General features: G+C 42.2%; 14 protein-coding genes. 8 read left to right on the forward strand and 6 right to left on the reverse strand.

The window, feature by feature from the left end:
- Positions 1 to 140: 140 nt before the first annotated feature.
- Entirely contained in the window at positions 141 to 1,247 is a 1,107-nt protein-coding gene (locus ACQKIC_RS12210) for a CaiB/BaiF CoA transferase family protein (RefSeq protein WP_427591350.1), read from the reverse strand.
- A 203-nt stretch (positions 1,248 to 1,450) separates the two neighbouring features.
- Positions 1,451 to 2,941: an amino acid permease gene (locus ACQKIC_RS12215; protein WP_402871283.1), complete on the reverse strand. Its 1,491-nt coding sequence runs from the start codon at positions 2,939 to 2,941 to the stop codon at positions 1,451 to 1,453.
- Between the two features lie 352 nt (positions 2,942 to 3,293).
- Between ACQKIC_RS12215 and ACQKIC_RS12220 the strand changes: the two genes are divergently transcribed.
- Complete coding sequence (locus ACQKIC_RS12220) at positions 3,294 to 3,692, forward strand: SET domain-containing protein (RefSeq protein ID WP_402871281.1); 399 nt, start codon at positions 3,294 to 3,296, stop codon at positions 3,690 to 3,692.
- Positions 3,693 to 3,831: 139 nt separating this feature from the next.
- Here ACQKIC_RS12220 and ACQKIC_RS12225 read toward each other — a convergent pair whose 3' ends face one another.
- The 4 genes from ACQKIC_RS12225 to ACQKIC_RS12240 form a co-directional block, all read right to left on the reverse strand.
- Complete coding sequence (locus ACQKIC_RS12225; protein ID WP_407407861.1) at positions 3,832 to 4,020, reverse strand: hypothetical protein; 189 nt, start codon at positions 4,018 to 4,020, stop codon at positions 3,832 to 3,834.
- Positions 4,021 to 4,104: 84 nt separating this feature from the next.
- Positions 4,105 to 6,495, reverse strand: a complete 2,391-nt coding sequence (locus ACQKIC_RS12230) for a bifunctional diguanylate cyclase/phosphodiesterase (protein WP_427591352.1) — start codon at positions 6,493 to 6,495, stop codon at positions 4,105 to 4,107.
- Between the two features lie 203 nt (positions 6,496 to 6,698).
- Entirely contained in the window at positions 6,699 to 8,024 is a 1,326-nt protein-coding gene (gene nagZ / locus ACQKIC_RS12235; RefSeq protein ID WP_427591353.1) for a beta-N-acetylhexosaminidase, read from the reverse strand.
- Positions 8,021 to 9,217 (reverse strand): TcaA 3rd/4th domain-containing protein, encoded by a 1,197-nt coding sequence (locus tag ACQKIC_RS12240; RefSeq protein WP_427668646.1) that lies wholly within the window; start codon positions 9,215 to 9,217, stop codon positions 8,021 to 8,023. Before ACQKIC_RS12240 ends, nagZ begins: the two co-directional genes overlap by 4 nt.
- 370 nt (positions 9,218 to 9,587) lie before the next feature.
- On the opposite strand from ACQKIC_RS12240, the gene ACQKIC_RS12245 reads away from it, so the two are divergent.
- The 7 genes from ACQKIC_RS12245 to ACQKIC_RS12275 all read left to right on the forward strand — a co-directional run bounded on the left by ACQKIC_RS12245 (position 9,588) and on the right by ACQKIC_RS12275 (position 17,259).
- Entirely contained in the window at positions 9,588 to 10,079 is a 492-nt protein-coding gene (locus ACQKIC_RS12245) for a zinc ribbon domain-containing protein (protein ID WP_402989860.1), read from the forward strand.
- Positions 10,080 to 10,106: 27 nt separating this feature from the next.
- On the forward strand, positions 10,107 to 11,747 hold the full coding sequence (locus tag ACQKIC_RS12250) for a zinc ribbon domain-containing protein (RefSeq protein ID WP_427591355.1): 1,641 nt from the start codon (positions 10,107 to 10,109) through the stop codon (positions 11,745 to 11,747).
- A 102-nt stretch (positions 11,748 to 11,849) separates the two neighbouring features.
- Positions 11,850 to 12,215, forward strand: coding sequence for a hypothetical protein (locus ACQKIC_RS12255; RefSeq protein ID WP_427591356.1), 366 nt, complete (start codon positions 11,850 to 11,852; stop codon positions 12,213 to 12,215).
- Between the two features lie 126 nt (positions 12,216 to 12,341).
- Positions 12,342 to 13,283 carry an oxidoreductase gene (locus ACQKIC_RS12260; RefSeq protein ID WP_427591357.1) on the forward strand — a complete coding sequence of 314 codons (942 nt, stop codon included), beginning with the start codon at positions 12,342 to 12,344 and terminating at the stop codon, positions 13,281 to 13,283.
- Positions 13,284 to 13,395: 112 nt separating this feature from the next.
- Complete coding sequence (locus ACQKIC_RS12265; protein WP_427591358.1) at positions 13,396 to 14,526, forward strand: GerAB/ArcD/ProY family transporter; 1,131 nt, start codon at positions 13,396 to 13,398, stop codon at positions 14,524 to 14,526.
- Between the two features lie 25 nt (positions 14,527 to 14,551).
- A complete protein-coding gene (locus ACQKIC_RS12270) occupies positions 14,552 to 16,057 on the forward strand; it encodes a spore germination protein (protein ID WP_427591360.1) in 1,506 nt (501 codons plus the stop codon).
- On the forward strand, positions 16,054 to 17,259 hold the full coding sequence (locus ACQKIC_RS12275) for a Ger(x)C family spore germination protein (protein WP_427591361.1): 1,206 nt from the start codon (positions 16,054 to 16,056) through the stop codon (positions 17,257 to 17,259). Before ACQKIC_RS12270 ends, ACQKIC_RS12275 begins: the two co-directional genes overlap by 4 nt.
- Positions 17,260 to 17,262 lie beyond the last annotated feature (3 nt).

Below are 17,262 nucleotides of genomic sequence, written 5' to 3' on the forward strand. Positions count from 1 at the left end.
AATTATGTTTCGAAAGCATCCTCATCACTCCAAGTTTTAATACTTCTATTTTAAAACAAAAAAAACTGTAGGCAAAGTCGATTTTCATCGAGTTTGTCTACAGTCTGAGACCGGCAGATTATCTGCCGGTCCATCCGTTGTTATCGCTCCATTTCAAGAGTGCCAAAAACCTCATCATTACTTTGTCCCGGCTTCATCCCAACATGTTTATACTCTGGAGTGAAGACCGATGTTTTGATGGGACAAGCCATCTGCCTCTGCATGTTTCCTTCTCCATCGGGCACTTCGACTATCATGCCACGCGCTTGCAGTTGCGGGTGATTGGTCGCTTCAGAAAAAGTCAGCACCGGTTCGACACAAGCCTCGAACTCTTCGAATATGCCCTGCCATTCTTCAAATGTCTTTTCAAGAAATGCATGCTTGATGATCCTTTTGAATTGGATGCTACTTTCCGCATCTTGCTTCATGCTTAATTCGAACAGTTCAGGCTGTCCGATCGCTTCACATAACACTTCACGGAATGATGGCTCCAAGCTTCCAACCGAGAAGTAACGGCCGTCTTTCGTTTCATAAAAATCATAAAATGTTCCGCCATTCAATACCAACTTTTCCGGTTCAAGCTCCAATCCACCCTGTAAATGTAGGGGTGCAGATATCGCATTCAAAGCAAAGCTGCAATCGGTCATGCTGATATCGATGAACTGACCTTCACCCGTCCGCTCCCGGTAGATGACTGCCGACAAAATCCCGATGACAGCATGCATGGAGCCTCCAGCAAGGTCAGCTATTTGCGTTCCATTTTTTGCAGGTCCTCCTTTTTGCGTACCTGAGTAACCGGACAATCCCGCTATCGAAATATAGTTGATATCATGACCTGGACGATTCTTGTAGGGACCAGTCTGACCAAAGCCAGTAAGCGAACAGTAAATCAACTTTGGATTGATTTGTTTTAATTCTTCGTATCCCAGCCCCAACCGATCCATGACACCCGGCCGGAACTGTTCAAGGACAATATCATATTCCTTTACTAGATTCTTTACGGCATCAATCGACTCCTGCCGTTTCAAATCAAGGGCAACCGATTTTTTTGAACGGTTCAAATATTGATCGACTGCCCATGTATCATCCTTGGCCGGCCGTTCCACCTTCAACACTTCCGCTCCTAAATCTGCAAGCATGAGCGTAGCGAATGGCCCTGGCAAAAGTGTCGAAAAGTCTAGCACTTTCAGATTGGTCAGTAGTGTCATCGTTCATGCACCTTCCTTTTCTACCAAATGGATGCATTCTTCCTCAGTTGGGATTTCTATCTTTTATACTCATTCTTCTTCCACCCTTAAGTTTCCTGCAAAACAACATTCACATCCAATTCAATGCGACTAACATTGGTACATGTTCAATTTAAAATAATAAAATAACCGGAACCATGTCTGTGAACATGGTCCGGAAGTTTTCAGTCATACTTTTCATCAAAATTAATTTCTACTTCTTCGAGCTTAACGAATCTCGTTTTCCTAATCAGTTTATACCCAAACCAGAGGGCGAGAAAAAGAGGGATTCCTAAGTATGCCGCCACCACACTTCCCCAATCGATATGGTCCGAAAAGAACGCTTGGATATTTTGAGCCAAGATGACGACCATTCCAATCGTAATGGCAAATATCGTCCCGATTGGAAACCATAAAGCCTTGTACGGCAGCTTATCCAATGAATGCCCTTGTAACACATATGCCTTACGGAAGCGATAATGGCTTATGGAAATGCCCAGCCAGAAGATAAATCCCGTTATCCCGATCGCGTTCATTAGCCATAGATATACGGTGCCATCACCGAATATGGAAGCCAAAAAGGCAAGCATTCCGATGGAACATGTTAAGATCATACCCGCCACTGGGACACCTCGTTTGTTCAGTTTGGCAAAAATCCGGGGTGCTTGCCCGGCTTTAGCCATCGAATATAACATACGGGTAGAGGCATATAAGCTTGAATTCCCCGCAGATAATACCGCAGTTAAAATCACGGCGTTCATCAGGGAAGCCGCAAAGGCTACTCCCGCTTTCTCAAATATGAGCGTAAATGGGCTGACCATAACATTCTCGCCTTGTAAACTTGAATTCGTATAAGGGATAAGCAGCCCTATCACGAAAATCGCCAATATGTAAAAAAGGAGAATCCTCCAGAAGACGCTTTTAATGGCCTTCGGTATATTTTTAGCTGGATTTTCACTTTCCCCAGCTGCAACACCAACGATTTCCGTCCCCTGAAAAGAAAAACCTGCTGCTATGAAAACGATGAATACCCCCATGAACCCACCTGGAAAAGGAGCATCGTCCACTGTGAAATTTTTAAAGCCTACCGCTTCCCCTCCCATAATGCCTACAATCATGAGTAAGCCGACAATGATAAAAATGATGATGGCCGTAACTTTAATGAAAGAAAACCAATATTCCCCTTCACCATAGCCTTTGACAGAGAGATAGTTCAATAGAAAAATAAGCACTAAAAATGAGAAACTCCACAATAGTGATGGACTATCCGGAAACCAGAATTTCATGATGATGGTCGATGCGGCTAACTCAGCCGCTATAGTCATGGACCAGTTGAACCAATATGTCCAACCCAAGGCAAATCCAAAGGCAGGATCGACAAATTTCGTTCCATATGTACTAAATGATCCACTGGTTGGCATAAAGGCAGCTAGTTCCCCTAAGCTTGTCATGACAAAGTACACCATGGCCCCGACCAATGCGTAAGCAAGTAGAGCACCGCCTGGTCCCGCTGTATGTATGGCAGCCCCACTGCTAAGAAACAATCCTGTTCCGATGGCTCCTCCAATGGAAATCATCGTTAAGTGACGAGATTTCAACCCTCTGTTTAACGCCTGTTCTTTTTTCGGTGTTTCGACTGGATACTCAAAGACTTCCTCTTCGCGTTTTACTATCATATGTACATCCCCTTTTGCTTTTGCACGCAGTTCAGAAAATTCCCACTTTAGAAATTATACTACTTGAAAGTTCTGAATGGATTAATTATTCTTTTTCTTTCAGCAATTTTCATGCCACTTTTCACTTGTCAGCAAAATCCTACATCTTCACCCAATAAAACCGCGATATAGACAAATTCCTTTGCACTTACGCCATATTTCTTTGCGTTTTTGTGCCACGATATTTTGCACTTATTGGGGATTCTTCAAGAGGATAACGATTAATTTCCCTAAATTAGTTGCTTTTCTTCCTAATTGCTGTCAAGCTTATACAATCTGGACTATAAAAGAAAAGAACAAGTAGGTGACGAATATGATCGAGGTTAAAAATTCCACACTCAGTGATGGAGAGTTCAATAGAGGCGTTTTCGCAAAACGTGATATTAAAAAAGGTGAGCTGTTGCATGAAGCACCGGTTATCGCTTATCCAAATGAAGAGCATGTTCATATCGAGAAAACATTGCTAGCGGATTATGCGTTTGAGTATGGCATCAACCATACTTGCCTGCTTTTAGGATATGGCATGCTATTTAACCACTCCTATACGCCGAATGCCACATATGACATAAACTTTGATCATCATACATTTGATTTCTTCGCTTATACCGATATTAAGGCGGGAGAAGAGATTACCATCAATTATAATGGTGAGGTCGATAACGAAGATCCGTTATGGTTCAATAAAGAAGACAATGGTGAAGAAGCTGAGTAATTGATGACATAAAAGCGCCTGCCGTTTAAAAAACTTTCTCCAGTTTTTTAAAGGCAGGTGCTTTTTACGTAATTCGGGAAACCAAAAAAGCTCCATCAAGGATATGCTATCCCTTGATGGAGCTTTTTTTCATGCTACCTTAATTGATTGGTGAATTACTTGATTTTGATTTAGTGAAGGATTGGAGTTGGCTCTTTACCTTATCAATCATTTCAGGATTAGCGATTGATTTGATCTGGCTTATTGTTTTCTCACGCGTTTCTTTATTGCGCATTAAGTAAGCAGCTGCTCCCAATACGACGGTTCCAATCATTTTGTTTGATGGCATCTGAGTTTCCTCCTTATATTTTAGTATAGTATAGTATTTCCCTATAATCACTTCTTTAAACAAGGAGACCCAGACTTCCATCCTTCAGGCGACCGGAAACGCATATAGATTGCGTAGAAACTTGTCTTCTAATTCGTGTGCTGGCAACGGTTTACTGAACATGTAACCCTGTACCTGGTTACACTCCATTTCTTTTAAAAAGTCGAATTGCGTTTGATATTCAACGCCTTCTGCCACGATATTCAGCTGCATGTTTTTGGCCAGCCCAATGATGGACGCCACAATTGCTTCATCCGGTCCACCGGTTGCCAAGTTCCTGATAAACGATTGGTCGATTTTCAATGTATTGATGGGGTAATCCTTTAAGTAAGCAAAGGAACTATATCCGGTGCCGAAGTCGTCTATGGCGATCTTCACGCCCAGTTCCCTTAACCTTTCAAAGGTAAAGATGGCCCTGTTCACATTGTTCATCGCCGTACTTTCAGTTATTTCCAACTCCAGATTCCTGCCATCTATATTCCATTTGTCCAACATGCATCTCAACTTTTCGATGAAATTCTCCTGCATGAATTGCCGCGTCGATATGTTGACGGCGATATGAATGGAATCGAATCCTTCTTTATGCCAGGCATGGAGTTGGGCACATGCCAAGTCGAGTATCTTTTCACCGAGTTGGATGATCAGCCCCGTTTCCTCAGCCAATGGAATGAACTCAGCTGGTGAGACGAATCCCAGCCTTGGATGATTCCAACGGACCAAAGCTTCTACACCTGATATTTTCTCAGTCTGTGTATCGATCTTTGGTTGAAAGTATAATAGAAATTCATTATCTTTATGAATCCCCGTCCTCATTTCTTCTTCAATCAGGATTTTATCCAATCTACTTTCCATGGACTCTTTAAAGAACTTATACGATGAGTCTCCCGTTCCTTTTCCTAAGAACATCGCCAGATCCGCTCTTTTCAAAAGTTCTTCGATGTCCCCCCCATCCTGCGGGTAAGCTGATATCCCAATACATGTGGTTGTGTAGATGTCATGGTTATTGACCTTGATTGGTTCTACCAAAGATTCCAGTAACTTTTGGGCGGTGATTTCCACTTGTTCAAGCCCGGATATCTGCGGCAGGAATACCGCAAATTCATCCACCCCGATTCTAGCTAGGAGTTCTCCTGGTTCCAGGCAATCGTCAAACCGTTTGGCAATTTCTTTTATAAACCAATCACCTTGCCCATGTCCCAAGGTATCGTTAATGGTCTTGAATCGATCAATATCCATCAGGAGTAAAGCAGACATGCCTTCCACATTTTGCTCAATGAAGATATTTGCTTTTTCCTTAAAGGACCTTCGGTTTGGCAACCCTGTAAGTTCATCATGATAGGCCATATAATTGACTTTGGCCAAGGCCGCTTTCTGCTCGGTGATGTCCTTGGCAATTCCGTATACACCTTCGATTTCATTATCGACATATACCGGAACGGTCAAGACATTAAAAGTGACCTTGCTCTTATTTTTATGGATGGCCATAATTTCATAAGAGCGAAGGGTCCCTTTTAACGTATCCATATAGTAATTTTTACTTTCCTGCCATTCCTCTTCAGATACAAGACTTTCAATCGACAATCTTTGAATTTCCTCTGGTGTATAACCTAAAATCCTGAAAACCGCCGGGTTGATTGTTTCCAACTTCCCTTCCTTATTCATCCTGAAAATGATATCCGGATTATAAGTAACAAGGGAATCGTACTTTTGCTGGGTTAGTAGCAGCTCCTTGTTCTGTAGGGTGAGTTTCTTATCAAGGCTAATGAAAAAGAGGACAACTATCTGAATGAAAAGCATGGCACTTCCGATTCCGAGTGCCAGAAAGAGCGTTCCAACAGGAAGAGCTGAACTGGTTGGGGAAACCACGTGATTGCTATGATACGTGGCAGCCGCCATTCCCGTATAGTGCGTGCCTGCAACCGCTATCCCGATGATATTTGCACTGATGATTTTTTCAACTAGCCGGGTAGCCTTTTGGTGTATATAGCGAAAATTGATCTTTAAAGCCGCTACTGAAGCGGAACAAGCAATCAGTACGGAACAGATCACCAATAGCGGATCGTACTGAATGGACGCCGCCATACGCATCGAAGCCATTCCCGTGTAATGCATCGTAAGGATGGCCGTACTCAATGAGGCACCTCCAATCAATAGCTGTTTCCAATTCATCGTTTCACGACTGACAAAGAACAAGGACATCCCTGAAGCAAAAATGGCGATCCCAACCGATATCAGGACCTTAAGATAATCATACGTAATTGTTTCATGGACCTGTAAAGCCAGCATCCCGATAAAATGCATCGACCATATGCCTAGACCCATCGTAATCGCTCCACCTACCAGCCAATATTTCTTGGCTTTCTGTTTTGAATGGATGATTCTTCCCACAAGATCCAAAGCCGAATACGAAGCCAAGGTCACAATTATGAAGGACAAAATGACAAGCCCTATGTTATAGCTTCCATGTATGTGCAATTTCTTTCTCCCTCATCAAAAATTCCCGTTTCTAGTCATATATCGGACACATTTCAGCAATTTCAATCTCCACATCCATTAAATATACATATTTACCAAGCCAGTTCCTTCAAAAGACGAAAAAGAACCCGAACGACACCGTTCGGGTTCTACTTCTTGCCAATTCATTCAAGGCCCAGACCATTGATATAATCCACGCTTTCAGGACTTTTCACTACTTTTGCAGCTTGTTCTGGGTCAACGGTCGTTTGTTGAATGTTGTTCAGTTTGTAAGTCAGGACGCGCTTTGTTGATTCATCGATTCGTTCCATCGGGATTTCCCCTTTTTTAACGGCATCGATTATCCCGTTATACACCTCTAATTGGTGGGGATGTTCGTGACAGACCAAGACGATGTCCACGCCTGCAAGAATCGCTTCTTTGCCCATGTCCTTAAAGGAAAAGTAATTTTTCACGGCTCCCATTTCCATATCATCCGTGATGACGATTCCTTTGTAGCCCAGCTTCTCTCGTAGCAGGTCTTCGATAATGACCTTGGATAGGCTGGCAGGTTTTTCTTTATCATAAGCCGGATATTTTATATGCGTCACCATCATGAAAAACTTGTCATTATCCACATCCTTGATGATCTCTTTAAACGGATAGATATCCGAGTTTTCCAGGTCAAGCTGGTTTGCTTCCACGGAAGAGGTCTCGACATGTGGATCAATCTCGCTACGGCCATTCCCCGGGAAGTGCTTCAGGGCTCCTGTAACGGATGCTTCATTCAACCCTTGAATCACTTTTTCCCCATATTGATGGACTTTTTTGGGGTCCGTCCCAAATGAACGGCTATCTTTCTTCGATAAATCCAAAACAGGGGCAAAGTTAAGGTTGATTCCCATCGACTCCAGCTCTCTACCATTCAATTTAGCCACCTGATATACTTCATCCGCAGTGGCCTTTTCCCCTAACTTCTGTTGCGAAGGGATAGGGGAAACCTGTTCCCTCATCCGGGTAATGCCCCCCCCTTCTTGATCGATGGCAACCATGAGTGGAAGGGAGAACCGGCTACCTTCTGCAGATTCCTGCAGGGAGTTGGATAACTCGGCCACTTGTTTAGGAGAACTCATATTACGGTCAAAGTAAATGATGCCGCCTATATGCTTTTCTTCGATGAACTCCTGAACCTCGGTGCTCTTTTCCGTACCAGAAAAGCCGATCATCATGAGCTGCCCGACTTTTTCTTCGAGCGTCATCTTTTCTAGCATTTTCTCCACTTTTTCATCGGTATTGGTCAATGCATTAATTTCCTTATCACTTGTATCCTCTTTATTTATCTTATTCTCTTGTACGGTTGTTTTCTCTTTTTGATTGGCTTCCTTGGTATCACGCTTCTCTGTCTTTTCACTTGGAAGACTCGTATCCATATTCAACTGTATGAGTACGACCGTTAAAAATGAGAGAAGCGCAATGAAGAGGAGTCCAATGTATGTATACCTTTTCTTCATTGGACTTTCTTATCCACTAATTTAATTTCAGGGTCTGAAAGCTTCCAATCAGAAGATTCCTTCACTAGATGCCATTTGCCCTTCCATGTTTGGACAAGTGTCTCTCCATCTTTCAAATCTTCAGAGACCATTTCAAATGAGACAGTGGCCTTGTTATCATTCAATGAATCCACTTCTACATACGTCACTTCATCACTCATGTTATCCTTCATTCCTTCTTCCCAGCTACTGAATTTATTTTTCCCTTTTCTGCCGGTACTGAATAAATCATAGGCTGATTCATAATTTCCGTTTGTAATCTCTTCATAATGCTCATTGACTACCGCTATTACATCTTCCTCTTCCGTTTCTTTTGCAGCAGCTGCTTGGTAAGCTCGTTCTTCAGCTTCCGCAATTTCCGTATCATCGATCCATAAATCTATTGAAGCATTATCAACCGAGACTTCGTCGCTTTTCAAGGTCTTTCCTTGCACTTTTACTTCCGCATGAATCTTCATCTTCCCATCTAAAGACACCGGACCTAATGATTCTAGATCCTCGACTGTTTTGCCTGTGCTCGTTCCATTTACGAAAATGGTCGCTTCATCATAATTAGAGGTTAGATACACATCATCTCCCGTCAAATCCAAACCGACAGGAATCTTATGGCTGTCTTCCTCTAATGAATCAACTTTAACCTCATCAGTTACCGTTGTATATTCCCCTTTATAGGAACCTTTAACCTCATGCTCAACCGGTAGGAATGGCCCGAATGTCCGCTCTTCTCCCTCTTTCAGTTCCCCCACGCCTTTCTCATTAATGGAAACGGAGGCATGTGGCTGATTTGTTGAGACCTTTATGTAAACTGGCTGAAAGCTAACACCATATTGCTTAATGATTCCCCATTTTTTCTTAACCTTTTGCAAGGTTAAAAAACCTTCACCTTTAGAACCTATTACATTATCATTTTCCAAGTATTGAGCCGTTTTTTTCAGATTTGACTTGGTTTCGGCTAGAAGATCAGGATTTTCATCGAAATATTGAATAAGCATCTTCGCATCCACTTCTTCTACCTTCATCACATCCTGTCCACCATTCAAAATCTTCGCTACGTCCTTAGTATTGTTACTTTTAATGGCATCTTCAAATTGTTTAACTACTTTAGCCGGTTTATACATACTCTGTACTGTTATATAACCAGCAAATCCAACCATTAGTAATAGGATTACAGAAATGGAGAGAACCTTAGAACTTTTCGACTTAAAAAAAGAACCCGATCTAGGACTTTTTGTCCGTGTTTCAGCAATAGGATTCTGATTTTCTATAGTCGTTCCACATTTAGTACAAAAGGCCTTATTTCCACTTATTTTTTCCCCACAATTATTACAATGCAATGTTTTCTCCCCTTTTTTCACTTAAAATATATGCTAAATTATAAAAATCGATTCATATTATCTCAATAATACTATATTATGTAACATGACAACGCAACAAATCTTATGAATTTAGACCTATCACTATCTAATTATACATATAACTTTTGAATTATTTGATAGCTTAGGAAAATATGAAGGAGTGGTAAATTTGAATGAATTGCAAGATAAGCTAGGAAGTGGACTCAATAAGATTCAGGATAGCTTACAAACGAACAAACAAAAGCTTCAAAACGCCCAAACGATTAACCAGTACAAAAGAAGCATACAAGAAACCGGTATGAAACGGAACGAAATACTTTTACAGTTAGGGGAGGAATTATATAAAAAATTACGTAGCAACGAGATCCATCCCACTGAAGAACTGACAAAAAAAATGACATCTTTAATGGAATTTGACCACGTCATATACAAGGCACAACAGTCTATTACTGAATTGAACTCTCAAAGTCAAACAGAGCATGCCTGTAGTTCATGTGGGTCTCCGGTCACCAGTGAAGATAAATTTTGTGGAGGCTGCGGAGCCAAAGTGGAGTTACCAAAATTGGATACTCAAATAGAAACATCTTCCTGTCCTTCATGTGAAGAACAAATCCCATTACATGCTGTCTTCTGCAACTGTTGCGGTTTAAAGACATCATGAATGAAATGAAAGGAGACGAGGATAGCTATGTTCTGTACAACATGCGGAGAATCTAATCCGGACTATAGCAACTATTGCTCACATGATGGGACTGCACTAGGAAATTCATCATCTCTGCAACAGTTACAATTAGTAAATAATGAAACGAACTTTTGTCCCGAATGTGGAGAAGGAACTAACAAGATTGATAATTACTGCAAATCTTGCGGAAACTCCCTACTTAAATTCGGCACAACAAAGATTTCCATGAACGAGAAAGTAACACCACGAATATTAAATTCAAGGACCTTCTCGTTTACTTCTCTATTATCTAAAGATACATTACGAAAAGCCCTTATACCTGCCATTGCAGCTTTTATTCTCATGCTTCTTTTAAATCTTTTAGTGTATACGACAAATACTAATTTTTATGAGGACATATTTGAAGAATCGTTTGGGTTCACCCCAGAGGAAGCTGCCGAAAACATGGCGGATGAGTCTGGCTTCAAATTCAAAGAACCTGGAGCTATATTCGGATTCTCAGATACGGTCATGATGTCTCATACACTTTCACCAAGTTATACGTTAGATATGGAAAGCAATAACTCATATGAAGATTATAAAGGGTCCGGCGAATTGAGCCTTTCCTTCACATATGTTTTATTCATTATAATTCCCTTATTATGCTTATTCTTAAGTGGCATTGTATACAGAAAGAAACATACTGATATCTCTATACAATCTTTCCTTTCAGGAGCCGTTGGAATAGCATTGATTTACAGCCTTTTGTTGACGTTCTTATCTCTATTCAGTGGTTTTGATTATAAAATCAAGCACTCTGAAAGCGGAGAAAGCTTGAATCTAGCCATAACAACTGCTTATCCATTCTTCCAAACCTTCTTTAAAGGTTTATTGTTTGGAATCGTCTTTAGCATGCTGGGGATGTTATTTAGTATTAACTACCGCCAAATAACCAAGCAACTTGAATCATTGATTCCTTATGGGAATGCCGTCCACCAAGGGTTTTCTGCATTTATCCGTGGTTTCGTTACACTTACCATTGTAATGGTCGCCATCCTTATCAGTAAAATGAATGATGCAAAAGAAATGCTCTCGGTCCTTGATGTACCTGGTGTTAGTCAACAAATTTTAGAAAAGACCACCTTGGCAGCCTGCTATCTAGGTGTGCAATTATCTTCCATCGTTTATAGTATGCTCCATTTCACCCCACTCTCCCTAAAAGGAGAAGGGGACGGAGAAAGTGGAGAAATTAGTTTCTCCGTATTCTCCGGCTTTAGCACGGATGGTGACGTTATGGAAGGAGGAGATCTTTCATATCTAGATTTATTTTTCAGTTTTACGAACATCGACCTTTACTTGAAGCTAGCGATGATCCTTCCTATCTTATTGCTAATATTTGCCGGTTATTCTATGGCTAAGTCCAAACAGTCTTCATTCGTATCACTGGCTGTACTAAGCCTTGTATATAGTCTATTCGTTAGCGCAATAGCATCTTTCTCGGCAATTTCGCTGAATGGTCTATTTGATATGGGGGATGGAGAAAATGCCATTACCTTCTCCCTCGGCGTCAGTGTTGTCCAGGTCTTTATCGGTAGCTTTATTCTTTCCTATATTGCTGGATTTGCCGGTAGCTATTTGAACAAGTTCTTTCCCGGTTCTCTAAAATAATCACTCTTCCTCTGTTCCCTCAAGGGACAGAGGTTTTTTGTATAAAGCCTAAGCTATGTGCCCCATACTACATGTATGACCCAATAAAAAGGAGAAGACTTCATGGATGATAAGGTAAAAAAACTTGCTGGTAGGGCACAGGCCTCTCTGAGTCATGCTGTAGATTATATGAAGGAAAAGATAATAGAACTTACGGGAGGAACCTCCATCACAATTATGGAGCTCGCTCTTTATATTCAAAACCAACCGGAGACGAATCGAAACGACAAGGAGCTTTTAGGGAAGACCTATACCTTTTATTCTCTAAAGAAAGAAGGAGCGACCTACCATTTGGAAATGAAAAATGCCCACATCCTTCAGTTGGACGTCCACATCAAAAATCACGATATCATCTCCTATCGTTCCTATCGTGATCATTCTAAACTGTCCAGTCCCATTAAGATTCCTAATACCCTCTTGCCAGATTAAACGTCATTAGTGGCCCCTTTATAAAAGAGGGCCACTTTTTACTTTTTATTCCTCTTAAAACGAGACATATAGGAATAATATGGGTATATGATAGAGAGAGAATGAGCAGGAAAGGAGTCGATGTACATGAATGAAAAGTGGAATGGCGATCAAATGGCAGATGTAAAGGGGAAGACGATTGTGATTACAGGGGCGAATAGCGGCCTTGGTTTTGAAACGGCTTTTGTATTAGCGGGGAAAGGAGCAGAAGTCATTCTTGCTGTCCGGAATGCTTCGAAAGGGGAAAAGGCGGTGGATCGAATCACGTCTGCCCATCCTAAGGCAAATGTCTCCGTGATGCCACTCGATTTAAGTGATTTGAGGAGCATTCATCAGTTTAGTGATTCATTCTTGGAGAACTACGATTCCTTATCCATTCTAATCAACAATGCAGGGGTCATGATTCCCCCTTATAGTCAAACGAAGGATGGGTTCGAGCTACAATTCGGAAGCAATCACCTTGGGCATTTTGCCTTGACAGGCCTATTGCTTCCCAAAATCCTTTCGACGCCAAAATCACGGGTCGTCACATTAAGCAGTTTAGCCGCCAATAACGGGACCATAAACTTCGATCACTTGGATGGGAAGGATCAATATAAACCAATGAGGTATTATGCCCAAAGCAAACTTGCCAACCTTCTCTTTTCCCGGGAATTGCAAAACAAGTTCGAACAGCACCAAGCAAACTCGATCAGTGTCGCCTGCCACCCTGGACTTTCCCATACAAACCTCATGTCGCGCGGATCTGGCAAGCCCCTGAATAAGTTTGTCCACTATTTGTCCAAGACCTTCACCCAGCCCGCCAATATGGGTGCCCTTCCCACGCTTTATGCAGCAACGGAACCTACCTTAAGAGGTGGGGAATATATTGGCCCAGATGGAAAAAAGGGAAGAAAGGGCTTCCCTAAAAAAGATCCCATCATCGATTCTCTATATGACAAAGACACTTCAGAAAAATTATGGGAGACTTCAGAATCCATGACAAGTGTTCAGTATCCCTTTACTTTTGCCAATATAAACCGATCATGATGCTTCTCTATAGAACAGGAACCAGCTGTTCTTTTTTTCGTCCTTTTTCATGAAAGATGCGTAATTTCCCTTTTAAGAGAGATACTATAAAAAAAATTAATGAGGGACAAGCATGCTTGAAAACGGAAAAATTACTTCCTATCAATTGGCACTGATTATTTACCCAACCATTTTTGCTACAGCCATTTTGAGCGTGCCAACTATATCCCATTCCTATGCGGGGCGAGATATGTGGATATCTCCAATCATTGGCTCATTGAATGGTTATTTCACAGCTTATATCCTATACCAATTACATAAGATGTACCCGAATGAAACGATATTCGAATACAGCCGGCATATTATAGGCAAGTTTCCTTCAAAGGCCCTGACTTGTTTGTATGTTTTCTTTTTCCTTTACATGTCGGGCTTCATTTTAAGGGAGTATGCCGATTTCATCATCATTACTTTTTTGCCGGAAACGCCAAGAGTCGTCATCATGGGTAGCCTGGTCTTGGTGTCTGCCTTCGCCGTTTCTGGCGGTGTATCGGTGCTGGGACGTGCTTCATCTCTTTTCATTCCCATATTCATCATCCCGATTCCATTCATTATGTTGATTCTTTTTCAGGACTACGATACGACCAGGATTTATCCGATATTGGAAAATGGCCTAAAGCCGCCACTATTAGGCGCCGCCGTTCCACAGGCTTGGTTCAGTGAAGTCTTTATCATTGCGGTACTTCTACCATTCCTTAGGGATCGAAAGCAGGGGATGAAATGGATCATCATCTCCATCATCGCCATTATGCTGAGCCTTATTTGTTTGAATCTAACTGCCTTGTTCCTTTTCGGTGATCTCACGAGCTACTACACATTTCCCGTATTCAAGGCGATTCGCTACATCAGTTTCATGAATTTCTTTGAGCACCTTGAAGCGGCGATCATACCAGGATGGATGCTTGGGGCATACATCAAGCTCACGGTGTTCTTCTATATCCTAGTTGTGGGTACAGCTCAGTGCCTGAATCTTCCTAGCTATAAACCGCTTATCTTACCGTTAGGATTCCTGGTTACATTATTTGGTTTTTGGGAGTTTTACAACTTACAGGGTCAGACCGAGTTCACTAGAACCGTCTTTCCTTTTTTGCTTCCCTTCATGTTGACACTGCTCCCGGTCCTGCTATTAGTAATAGCTAAATTGAAAAGACGTTTATACCAGAAGAAAGAAGTTCCGAATGGCTCTTCATCCCTAACTAAAAACTAGCCTGTAGAAAGGAGTAGGCCATGTCATGAACCAATCCGAACAAGAGAAAATAAAGCAGGACTTGCCGCTATTTAAGGATCTTCCCAAAAACCTTTCCTATTTACAAGCGACTTATTCCAATTGTTACGATGTGGTTTTTCGGACCTTTTGCATTGGGGGACATACGGATGCCGCCATCCTTTATATGGAAGGACTATCTGATACGAAACAAATTGAAAATAATGTGATGAATACGCTGATGGAAGAGTCCCTCTCATTTTCTGACATCCATGAAGCCGTGAAAGAAAGGCTTCAAGTTCTTGATACAAAAGAAATTCGTACGTTTGCCGATTGCATCACCTATCTTTCTACCGGCTACTCGATTCTCTTGGTACAAAAAATGGATTATGCCCTTGCACTAGGCCTTGTTAAACTTGAAAAGCGTCCGATTGAGGATCCCGAAGCAGAAAGTTTGGTACGTGGTCCCCGCGAAGGATTCATCGAATCCATACAAACCAACACATCTCTCATTCGCAGAAAAATCAGCTCCCCCACGCTTAAAATGGAATCAGTAAAAGTGGGGAGTTATACAAAAACGGAGGTTGTCATTGCCTATATAGAGGGTAAGGCTGATAAACAAGTATTGGAGACATTGAAAACCAGGATCAACGAGATTGAATTGGATGGTGTTCTGGAAACAGGATATATCGAGGGATCCATCAAGGACAATCCATATTCGCCTTTTCCACAATTGCTAACAACGGAAAGACCCGATGTTGTGGCTGCCAATTTGCTGGAAGGACGTATCGTCATCCTAGTCGATGGGACACCTTTCGTTTTAATCGCCCCGGTCAGTTTCTATTCTTTTATCCAGTCACCGGAAGATTATTATTTTGGCTTTTTAATCGGTTCTTCTGTACGGCTATTACGCTACCTATTTATTTTTTTCTCGGTTACCCTCCCGTCCTTGTATGTCGCCATCCTGACTTTTCACCAGGAAATGATTCCGACCCCCCTGTTAATTACCATTGCCTCATCACGGGAAGCCATACCATTTCCGGCATTCGTGGAAGCAATCCTGATGGAGGTCACCTTCGAGGCTCTAAGGGAAGCAGGACTCCGGCTTCCTAAACAAATCGGTGCAGCCGTCAGCATCGTCGGGGGGCTAGTTATCGGACAGGCCGCGGTTCAAGCCGGAATCGTTTCCGCTCCGATGGTCATCGTCGTTTCTCTTACAGGAATCGCCTCCTTTTTAGTGCCTCGCTATTCGCAAGGCATCGCCTTACGATTATTACGCTTCCCCATTATCCTCCTTGCCGGGACACTGGGATTATTCGGGCTGATGCTTGGGATCATCACTATCGTCATTCATCTATGCAAGTTGACCTCCATTGGGGTACCTTACCTACCTCCTTTGAAGAATGGTTCATGGCAAGACGCACTATTCCGGGCACCTTGGCAATCTTTACAGAAGCGGAGGAGATTTTTTAATGAAGACAACCACCCCAATCAGAAAAACCTTAGGATGAGAGGAAAGGACTCCAAAGCATGAATACCATTCTTTCCAAGCCAATCAAAAAAGCCATTACAGTGACCATGCTTTGCTTTTTCACTTGTACCCTATCTGGCTGTTGGGGTAGCAAAGAACTTTCCAATATGGCCTTAGTCATGGCAGCGGGGATAGATATTACAGAAGAAGATCAAGTGAAAGTTACCATCCAGGTTTTCATTCCCCGGGCCGCCAGCAGTCAACAGCAAGGAGCCGGTCCTGGGACGGGTGGAGTCGAAAGCCTTGTCCTCGTTAAATCCGCAACAGGGGAAAATATGGCGGATGCCATGGTGAACCTGCAAAAGTTATTTTCTCGCCAGATTTTCTGGGGCCACTGTGATGCCTTTATTTTCGGAGAAAAATTTGCCCTTAAAGGCCATTTGAATGATCAGATTGATTTCATCAATCGCCATCCTCAACCCCGGGCACGTGGTGACTTATTTATCAGCAAGGGGCCGGCTTCCGAGATACTCGAATTGGTCCCCGCTCTAGAAAGTTATATGGGGGATGTTTTACAAAAATCATCGGAATTGTATATAAAAAAACCGATCACAGTCAAGGATTTCCAGCTGATGACCATCAGTGATTCCAAGGGCGGCATACTCCCCCTTCTTGAAATATCCAAGCCTGATCAACCAGAAAAGGCAACAGAGACCATTACCACGTTTTCTGGTGTCGCTATTTTCAAAGAGGATAAAATGGTAGGATCGATTAAAGAAGATGTCACGCAAGGTTTGCTATGGATCCGGAATCAAAATAAATTGGGAGCGATAACCACATCGACCCCAGATGGAAGGAAAATCTCGGTGCACCCACTTCGGCAATCGACAAAGCTGATTCCCAAGATTGAAAACGGAAAGTGGAGTGTAACGGTTGATGTGAACGTAGACGGTTTACTGGTTCAGAACGGCAGCAATCTGGATATCATGGAGGAATCTAGCTCGAAGCAGATTGAGACCTATTTACAGCATGAAATGGAACGAGATATAGAGGCTGCCATTACCGAGGTGAGGGATGGCATGGGGACGGATGCCTTCGGTATTGCTGAATCCTTTCATCAAAAGTATCCAGAAGAGTGGGAAAAGGTAAAAGACCATTGGAAGTATGTCTTCCCACAAGTCACAATAAACATGGATATCCATTTGAAAGTACAAGAACCAGGTTTGATGACGAAAACATTAGGAACGATAAAGAGAGGTGAGTAGGAT

Origin of the sequence: Peribacillus sp. NPDC046944, assembly GCF_050272735.1 — a bacterium.
GTDB lineage: Bacteria > Bacillota > Bacilli > Bacillales > DSM-1321 > Peribacillus.